At 74.4% G+C, this 8,167-nt stretch carries 8 protein-coding genes; 2 read left to right on the top strand and 6 right to left on the bottom strand.

Features of this window, described 5'->3' with window-relative positions; all coding sequences use genetic code 11:
* The 5 genes from VF746_13760 to VF746_13740 all read right to left on the bottom strand — a co-directional run.
* The coding region (locus tag VF746_13760; GenBank protein HEX8693483.1) for a PIN domain-containing protein at positions 1-381 on the bottom strand (381 nt) is incomplete at its 3' end.
* A 2-nt stretch (positions 382-383) separates the two neighbouring features.
* Entirely contained in the window at positions 384-608 is a 225-nt protein-coding gene (locus VF746_13755; protein HEX8693482.1) for a hypothetical protein, read from the bottom strand.
* 75 nt (positions 609-683) lie between these two features.
* The gene (locus VF746_13750) at positions 684-4,523 is read right to left on the bottom strand and encodes a hydantoinase B/oxoprolinase family protein (protein HEX8693481.1); all 3,840 of its coding nucleotides are present in this window, start codon (positions 4,521-4,523) and stop codon (positions 684-686) included.
* 28 nt (positions 4,524-4,551) lie between these two features.
* A complete protein-coding gene (locus tag VF746_13745; GenBank protein HEX8693480.1) occupies positions 4,552-4,773 on the bottom strand; it encodes a DUF2905 domain-containing protein in 222 nt (73 codons plus the stop codon).
* Between the two features lie 171 nt (positions 4,774-4,944).
* On the bottom strand, positions 4,945-5,166 hold the full coding sequence (locus VF746_13740) for a hypothetical protein (protein ID HEX8693479.1): 222 nt from the start codon (positions 5,164-5,166) through the stop codon (positions 4,945-4,947).
* A gap of 579 nt (positions 5,167-5,745) precedes the next feature.
* Between VF746_13740 and VF746_13735 the strand changes: the two genes are divergently transcribed.
* Positions 5,746-6,420: a DUF1707 domain-containing protein gene (locus VF746_13735; GenBank protein HEX8693478.1), complete on the top strand. Its 675-nt coding sequence runs from the start codon at positions 5,746-5,748 to the stop codon at positions 6,418-6,420.
* 166 nt (positions 6,421-6,586) lie between these two features.
* On the opposite strand, the gene VF746_13730 is transcribed toward VF746_13735, so the two are convergent.
* Entirely contained in the window at positions 6,587-6,865 is a 279-nt protein-coding gene (locus tag VF746_13730) for a hypothetical protein (GenBank protein ID HEX8693477.1), read from the bottom strand.
* A 215-nt stretch (positions 6,866-7,080) separates the two neighbouring features.
* On the opposite strand from VF746_13730, the gene VF746_13725 reads away from it, so the two are divergent.
* Positions 7,081-8,157, top strand: coding sequence for a M20/M25/M40 family metallo-hydrolase (locus VF746_13725; GenBank protein ID HEX8693476.1), 1,077 nt, complete (start codon positions 7,081-7,083; stop codon positions 8,155-8,157).
* The last annotated feature ends 10 nt before the right edge of the window (positions 8,158-8,167 follow it).

Genomic DNA, 8,167 nt, shown 5'->3' with positions numbered 1-8,167 from the left:
CCCTCGCCGAAGCCGCCGGTCTCCCGTCCAGAGGTAGGCATCCAGCGAGAGCGCCAGCGCCACGACCGGGGCGTCCGCAGGGTCTACATCCCGGCACAACTCGAACGCCTTCTCCCTGTGGTGCGGAAGGATCGCGTCTTCCTTGCGAACGTGGAGGGCGCGGAGGAGGTCGTAGAAAAGGTGGAGGACGTCTTCCTCGCCGAGGTCGGACGAGGCGAGAATCTTTTCTTTGTGGCGGAACAGCTCGACGAGGATGCTCTCGCAGATCACGAACTCGCGCTCGGGCCGCTTGAGGATGGCCGCGAAGCGCGTCTCGTTCCGCAGCAACGCCGAGAAGAGGATGTTGGTGTCTACAACGATGGGTGCGTGCGGGGAAGCCACGCCTACGGCTTCTCGAAGAGGTGGCGCACGCGCTGCCACGCAGCCTGTTTGACCTCTTCGGCGAGCGCGGCGGCCTGTTCCTCCGTCACATTGCTCCGCCTCCGGATGGATTCGATATCCAGGTGGTCCAAGAACCTGGAGAACTCGTCATCCATCAGCTCGGAGGGAAAGCGCAAGACAACGTCCTTGTCTTCGTAAGCAAGGCGGTAAGCCGGGTTTGTTGCCATGAGACTCAACCTCGTAGTTGGCGCGTACACTCTCAACGACTATGGCGCTCTTCCGGCGTTCGCACAAGCGGCTCATCACGTCTCCCTGGCAGGCCCCCATCCGCCGCCCCCCGGCGTCTCCAGCACCAGGCGGTCGCCGGGGCCGACCTCGCAGCCGTCGACGGAGGAGAGCTCGACAGTCTCGCCGGTGGCGCGCACCACGCGCTGGCGGCCGGGGGCGCCGGGGAGGCCGCCTTCCATCCCGTAGGGCCCCTCCGCGCGGTGCTGGCAGAGGACGGAGAGCGACATCGGCGCCAGGAACACCGTCTCGCGCACGGCGCCGTCGCCGCCCGGCCACCGGCCCGCCCCGCCCGAGCCGGCGCGCACGGCGAAGCGCTCCACGCGCACCGGGTAGCGATGCTCCACCACCTCGGGGTCGGTGATGCGCGTGTTGGTCATGTGCGAGTGCACGGCCGACGCGCCCTCCCACCCCGGGCCCGCGCCGCACCCGCCGCACACCGTCTCGTAGTAGCCGAAGCGCTCCGTTCCCCAGAGCACGTTGTTCATCGTCCCCTGGCTGCAGGCGGCCAGGCCCAGCGCCTTCAGCAGCGTGTCCACCAGCCGCTGGCTCACCTCGGTGTTGCCGCCCACCACGGCCGGGGCCCGCGCCGGGTCGTCCGGCCAGTCCGGGCTCAGCAGCCCGCGGGGGACGCGCACCTCCACCGCGCGCAGCAGCCCCTCGTTGAGGGGGAGCGGCTCGCGCACCAGCAGGCGCAGCACGTAGAGCACCACGCTGCGCACCACCGCCGGCGTGGCGTTCAGGTTCCCCGGGTGCACCGGCGCCGACCCGGCGAAGTCGACCACGGCGCGGCCCTCCCGGATCTCCACGCGGGCGCAGAGCGCGGAGCCGTCGTCCAGCTTCTCCTCGGCCTCGTAGACGCCGTCGCCCACCTCGGCCAGCGCCTCGCGCACCCGCTCCTCCGCGCGCCGCTTCAGCGTCTCCATGTACCCCGCCACGGCCTCCGCGCCGTGCTCGCGCACCAGCGCCGACAGCAGCTCGGCGCCGCGGTGGTTGGCGGCCACGGCGGCGGCCAGGTCGGCCAGGTTCTCGGCGAGCGCGCGGGTGGGGTGGGGCGCCGTGGTGAGGATGCGGCGCAGCTCGTCCCAGCGCGCCTCGCCGCGGCGCACCAGGTACGTCGGGGGGATGACGACGCCCTCCTCGGCCAGCGTGCGCGCGCTGGGCGGCATGGAGCCGGGGCGCGTCCCCCCGATCTCCGCGTGGTGCGCGCGGCTGGCGACGTATCCCACGAGCCCGCCGTCGCCGTGCACGGGGGTGACGACGGTGACGTCGGGGAGGTGCGAGCCGCCGAACGCGGGGTGGTTGGTCACCACCACGTCGCCCGGCTCCAGCGGCAGCGCGGCGGCCACGGAGCGGACGCAGAGGCCCAGCGCGCCCAGGTGCACGGGGATGTGCGGCGCGTTCACCACCAGCTCGCCGTCCGCGTCCAGCAGCGCGCAGGAGAAGTCGAGCCGCTCCTTGACGTTGGTCGACAGCGCCGTGCGCCGGAGCTGCTCGCCCATCTCCCCCACCAGCGCGCGGAAGCGGTGGACGAACAGCTCCAGCCGCACCGTCTCGGGCGTGGCCGACGGCGCCTCCTCGCGGGGACGGGACCCGGCCGCTTCGGCGGCCTCCGCCTCGCCGGCCGGGGACGCCGCGGCGCGCCGCAGCACCAGCGCGCCCGCGCCGTCCACCGCGGCGTCCCACCCTGCGGCGACCAGGGTGGCGCTGTGGCGCTCCATCACCACGGCGGGGCCGGCGAGCGCGGCGCCGGGCGCCAGCTTCTCGCGCTCGTAGCAGGGGACGCGGCGCCACCCGCCGCCGAGCCACACCCGGCTGGAGCCGTGCGGCTGCGCGTCGGAGCGCTCCGGCGCCGCCGCGGGCGCGGCCTCCTCGACGTACGTGGAGGCGACGGCGCGCAGCGACTCCAGCTCCACCGGGCGCGCCTCGGGGCGGTGGCCGTAGGTGGCGGCGTAGCGCTCCTCGAAGGCGCGCCGGAGGTCCAGCCCCGCGCGCCACTCGACGGTGAGCGACGACTCCTGCCCCGCGTAGCGCAGCGAGGCGATCCGCCGGCGCGTCTCGATCTCCCGCCGCGGCACGCCCTCCGCCTCCACCGCCGCCGCGGCCTCCTCCGCCAGCTCCGAGAAGAGGCGGGGGACGTCGGCCTCCACCTCGTCCAGGGGGCGCAGCACCTGCCGCTCGGCGAAGCGCTCCAGCGGCGCGCTCCCCAGCCCCTGCGCGGAGAGGAGCCCGGCGTCTGCGGGGACCAGCACGGTGGCGATCCCCAGCCGGGCGGCTACGCCGCAGGCGTGCTGGGCGCCCGCCCCGCCGAACGCCACCAGCGCGTACTCGGCCGGGTCGTAGCCGCGGCGGAGCGACACGGCGCGGATGGCGTCGGCCATGCGCTCGTCGGCCAGGTCGATGAGGCCCGCCAGGAGCGCCTCGCGCGTGGTCTCCTCGCCCGTTCCGGCCTGCACCTCGCGCAGGAGCAGGTCGGCGGCCGCGGCGGCGGGGGCGGGGTCCACGGGGATGGCGAAGCGGGCGCGGGAGAGCCGCCCCAAGAGCAGGTTGCAGTCGGTGAGCGTGAGCGGCCCGCCCGCCCCGTAGCACGCCGGCCCGGGCCAGGCGCCCGCGCTCTCCGGGCCGACCCTCAGGCCCTCCGCGTCGAAGGCGCAGATCGAACCTCCGCCGGCGGCCACCGTCTCGATCGCCAGCGCGGGGGCGAAGACGTGGCCGCCGCCCACCTCGTGCTCCCACACGTACTCGAAGTCGCCGTCGCAGCGCGAGACGTCGGTGCTGGTGCCGCCCATGTCGAAGGCGATCACCCGGGCGAACCCCGAGCGCCGCCCCGCGTGCGCCGCGCCGGCCACGCCCCCCGCCGGGCCGGAGAGGAGGGAGTCCTTGGCGCGGAAGTCGGCCGGGCGCGCCAGCCCGCCGGCGCTGGTCATCACGTGCAGCCGCCCGCCCTTCAGCGCGCCCCCCACCGCCCGCAGGTAGCCGCCGACGACGGAGGCCAGGTACGCGTCGACGACGGCCGTCTCGGCGCGGGGGAGGAGCTTGAGGAACGGCGCCAGGTCGGAGGAGAGGGAGACGTGCTCGAACCCGGCGCGGCAGAGCGCCTCGCCCACCGCCCGCTCGTGCGCGGGGTTCTTCCAGGCGTGCATCAGCGCCACCGCGGCGGAGCGGACGCCGCGCTCCAGGAGATCGGCGGCGGAGGCGGCGACCGCCTCGGCGTCGAGCGGGACGAGCACGGAGCCGTCCGCCGCCAGCCGCTCCGCGACCTCGACGGCGGCGGCGTGGAGCGGCTCGCGGGGGCGCACGGCCAGGGCGAAGAGGTCGGGCCGCTGCTGGGTGCCGATCCGCAGCAGGTCGCCGAAGCCGCGGGTGATGAAGAGCGCCACGGGCGAGCCCCGCCGCTCCAGCAGCGCGTTGGTCCCGCGCGTGGTGGCCAGCCGCATGGCGATCGGCGGCAGCAGCCCGCCGGCCGGGGTGCGGGTGACCAGGCGGGCGGCCAGGATCGGCGCCTCGTCGGGGGAGACGAGCTCGACGGTGGTCCCCGCCGGCGGCCGCTCGGGGAGCGGGCGGTCCAGGTAGGCCACCTTCCCCTTCGGATCGTAGCTGCTGACCCGCGCCGCCGGGTGCTGCACGCCCAGCAGCCGCACGGCGAAGCCGTCCACCGCGCCGGGGACGGCGTTCCAGTCCTCGCGGATCCGGAGCGCGTCGGGGGCCAGGGCGCGCTCCACCACGCCGCGCAGCGCCCCCGTGGAGAGGACCTTGGCGCGGTGCAGGCGCCCCCGCGGGTCGCGCGCCAGGCAGTCGGTGAACGTGCCGCCGGTGTCGATCCAGATCTGCCAGGGGACGGGCTCGCGAGGGTCCACGCGCGTGACGGGGGAGCGGGTGACGTGGCTAGAGGAAGCGGCGGACCAGGGCCACCAGCAGGCTCAGGACGACGGAGACGAGCAGCATGGACACGATCGGGAAGTAGACGCGCACGCCGCCGCTCTGCACGCGCACGTCGCCGGGGAGGCGCCCGAACCAGCCGAGCCCGCCGGCCATGATCAGCAGGCCGGCGACGACGACGGCGGCGCCGAGCGCAACGACGACAAGCCCCAGGGAGCGGTTGTCCATCCGCGAGCGGTCGGGCGTGGCGATATGGGTGGTATGGGTGAGATATAACCCCGCGCCGCGCCCCCGCGCCAGTCGCAACCCCCGCGCCGGGTGAAAATCTCCAGCGTTGACGCGAAAAAACCCGGCCGCGGTCGTCCGCCGCGGCCGGGGGAAGACCGGGGAACCTGACGCTCAGTTCGAGTCCGGCGTCACGTCGATGTCGGGGACCCTGATCGTCTGGGTGTCGGTGGAGACGTCCACGTCGGGGAGGTCGATCTTGGCGCTGTCGTCGACCGACACGTCCACGTCCTCGGGGACGTTGTTGTTGTCCTTGTCCTCCACGTTCACGCGGCACCCCGCCACCGCCAGCGCGCCGGCGAGCGCCAGCGCGGCCAGGCTTCTCGTCACTCGCATCCGCAGCCTCCTTGCCGAAGTGGTGTGGCCGGGGAGTGCGCAACGGGCATGCCGGAGGGTGGGGGAAGTGCGAAGTGCGAGGTGCGAAGTGCGAAGTGCGGGAGCGGGGTGGGATTGGCGCGGGACGGCGGGCGCCGGTGCGGCCGCGGGGGGCCCTCACCCGCCGCCTTAGAGCGGCAACCCTCTCCCAACTTCGGGAGAGGGTGGACTTTACGCCTTCGGTGCGGAGTTGGGAGTGGTCGCTGGCTGTCCCTTGTAACCTGTTCCCTGTCCCCATGCAGTTCCGCATGAGGGATGCGCGCCCGACAGGGCCGGGACCGTGGCGGCCGGGCAGTTTCGGCCGACGCGGGCCCGGCGCCGTTGGGCACGGTCGTATCGTGCCCTACGGCGCGCGCAGCCCGGCCCGGAGCGCAGCGGAGGGACATGCCCAAACCACAGTGCCCAGTGCCCAGTGCCCAGTACCGGGCGCGGGCGAGAGAGCCGGCGACGACGCGAGATTGCTTGCCCCGCGAGAAGGGCAGGGCTACGTTCGGGGAGGATGAAACCTGCGCCGCCCGCGATCCGTCTACACAGCCCGCCATGAGCGATCCGACGCTTCGCCCCGTGCCGCTGGACCAGACGCGGCAGCGCATCGTCGACCAGCTCGTCCAGCACTACGCCGTCGAGAACCTGGACGACCGCGGGCTGGAGGAGCGGCTGACGAAGGCGTACCAGGCCACCTCGCTGGCCGAGCTGAGCGCGCTGGTGGCGGACCTCCCCGCCGAGCCCGCCCCGGCCGGCGCGCCCGCCGCCGCCGGGAGCGTGACGCGCGCCGACTACGTGCCCGAGCGGCAGGTGGTGGCCGCCTTCATGGGCGGCGCCGAGCGCAAGGGGGTGTGGACGCCGCCGGAAAAGCTGTTCGTGGTGGCGGTGATGGGCGGGGCGGAGCTGGACTTCCGCCAGGCGCGGTTCGGGCCCGGGGTGACCGAGGTCAACTGCTTCGTGCTGATGGGCGGGGTGGAGATCGTGGTGCCGCCCGGGGTGCACGTCGACCTGAACGGGCTGGCCATCATGGGCGGCTTCGGGCAGGCGGGCACCGCCGCGCCCGCCTCGGAGCCCGGCGCGCCCGTGCTCAGGATCGGCGGCTTCGCGATGATGGGCGGGGTGGAGGTGCAGGTGCGCTACGAGGGCGAGAAGCCCGGCGACGCCCGCCGCCGCGAGCGCCTGGAGCGCGCCGAGCGCCGCGAGCAGCGCCGCCTGGAGCGGGGACGGTGAAGGGCGGCTGAAGCCGCGGCAACGGCAGAAAGCCTCGCAAACTGCGCGAGGCTTCAACCGCTAAAACCCACCCCTCGTAAGGTCGATTCGAGGGATGGACGCGACGCGATCCGGGAGCGCTGCAGGGTGCGCTCCCGGATCGCGAAGTCGTTTCGGAGAATCGAGATTACGGGTTCAGGCGCCGGCGCACGATGTCCTGCTTGCCGGCCAGCACGCCGCCCGCCACGCCCAGCCCGAAGAGCAGCGCCGTGCCGCCGCCCACGATCGGCAGGAGCGCGACGACCGGCAGGGCCAGCAGCATCGCGGCGCCGCCGATGATCCACGGGAACGCCGGGCTCTGCGCCGCGTCCACGAACTGCAGCTTGCGCCGGGTGAAGCTGCGCGCCTGGATGAACCCGAAGATGGCCGCGGCACCGGCGACCAGCATGGCGATCGTTGCGAACATTGGCTGTCACTCCTCAGATGGTCTCACGAGCGGTCCTTCCCGGCGCTCTGGTACGCGCCGCCCGCCCTCCGGGTTTCATCTTCTAATTCTCATCGTCCCGCGGGTTTAGGCAATAGCCCCGGCCGCCGCGCGTTGCCCGCGTCCCGGACGCCAGGCATATTCCGCCTCTCCGGCCCCGATGCTCCCCGATCCCCGTCCCGCGTCCCCGGGTCCCGATGCGCCCTCGCCCGCCCCTCTCCCCCCGCGCCGCACTCCTGGGCGCCGCGCTGCTCGCCGCCTGCGGCGCTCCGCCCGCGCCGGGGTCCGGGCCGTCTCCGGGCAACGGCTCCGCCGGCGTTCGCCTGGAGGACGTGCGCGCCGGGCTGTACGCGCTCGCGGCGGACTCGATGGAGGGGCGCTTCACCGGCTCGCCCGGGATGTGGCGGGCGGCGCGCTACATCGCCGGGAAGCTGCGGGAGTTCGGGATCGAGCCCGCGGGCGAGGACGGCTACTTCCAGCGCCTGCCGATCGCCGTCTCCACGCGCGAGGGGCGGCCGCGGATGAGGGTGCTGGGCGCGTGGGCCGACACGCTGGGCGTCCCGCCGGCGGAGCGGGCGGTCGGGTTGAACGTCGTCGGCGTCGTGCGCGGGAGCGACCCGGCGCTCGCGGAGCAGGCGGTGCTGATCGACGCGCACTACGACCACCTGGGGATCGGCCGCGCGGTGGACGGCGACTCCGTCTACAACGGGGCCGACGACGACGCCACCGGGGTGGTGACGGTGCTGGAGGTCGCCCGTGCGATGGCGCGCGGCCCCCGGCCGAAGCGCACGGTGGTCTTCCTGCTGACCACGGGCGAGGAGGTGGGGCTGCTGGGGACCTACTGGTACATCGCGCACCCGGTGTTCCCGCTGGAGCGCACGGCCGCCAACCTGGAGATCGAGATGATCGGCCGGCCCGACCCGCTGGTCGGCGGCCCGGGGCGGGCGTGGCTCACCGGCTACGAGCGCTCGACCATGGGCGACGCGCTGGCGGCGGCGGGGGTGCCGATCCGGGCCGACCCGCGCCCCGACATGCAGTTCTTCCTGCGCAGCGACAACATCGCCTTCGCGTACCGGGGGATCCCGGCGCACACGCTCTCCACCTACAACATGCACTCCGACTACCACACCCCCGACGACGAGCCGGACCGGATCGACTACGCGCACGTGACGGCGGTGATCGGGGCCGCCGTGCGCGCCGCCCGCCTCCTGGCCGACGGGCCGGCGCCCGTGTGGAAGCCGGGCGGGCGCCCCCAGCCCCCGGCGCGGCAGTGACGGACATCGG

This window comes from Longimicrobium sp., assembly GCA_036389795.1.
In the GTDB taxonomy this organism is placed as follows: Bacteria; Gemmatimonadota; Gemmatimonadetes; order Longimicrobiales; family Longimicrobiaceae; genus Longimicrobium.
This window is presented reverse-complemented; position numbering and strand designations above follow the sequence as displayed.

Coding starts and splice junctions, on each gene's coding strand:
- VF746_13755 (HEX8693482.1), bottom strand. CDS start 608: ATGGCAACAAACCCGGCTTACCGCCTTGCTTACGAAGACAAGGACGTT.
- VF746_13745 (HEX8693480.1), bottom strand. CDS start 4,773: ATGGACAACCGCTCCCTGGGGCTTGTCGTCGTTGCGCTCGGCGCCGCC.
- VF746_13740 (HEX8693479.1), bottom strand. CDS start 5,166: ATGCGAGTGACGAGAAGCCTGGCCGCGCTGGCGCTCGCCGGCGCGCTG.
- VF746_13735 (HEX8693478.1), top strand. CDS start 5,746: ATGAGCGATCCGACGCTTCGCCCCGTGCCGCTGGACCAGACGCGGCAG.
- VF746_13730 (HEX8693477.1), bottom strand. CDS start 6,865: ATGTTCGCAACGATCGCCATGCTGGTCGCCGGTGCCGCGGCCATCTTC.
- VF746_13725 (HEX8693476.1), top strand. CDS start 7,081: ATGCGCCCTCGCCCGCCCCTCTCCCCCCGCGCCGCACTCCTGGGCGCC.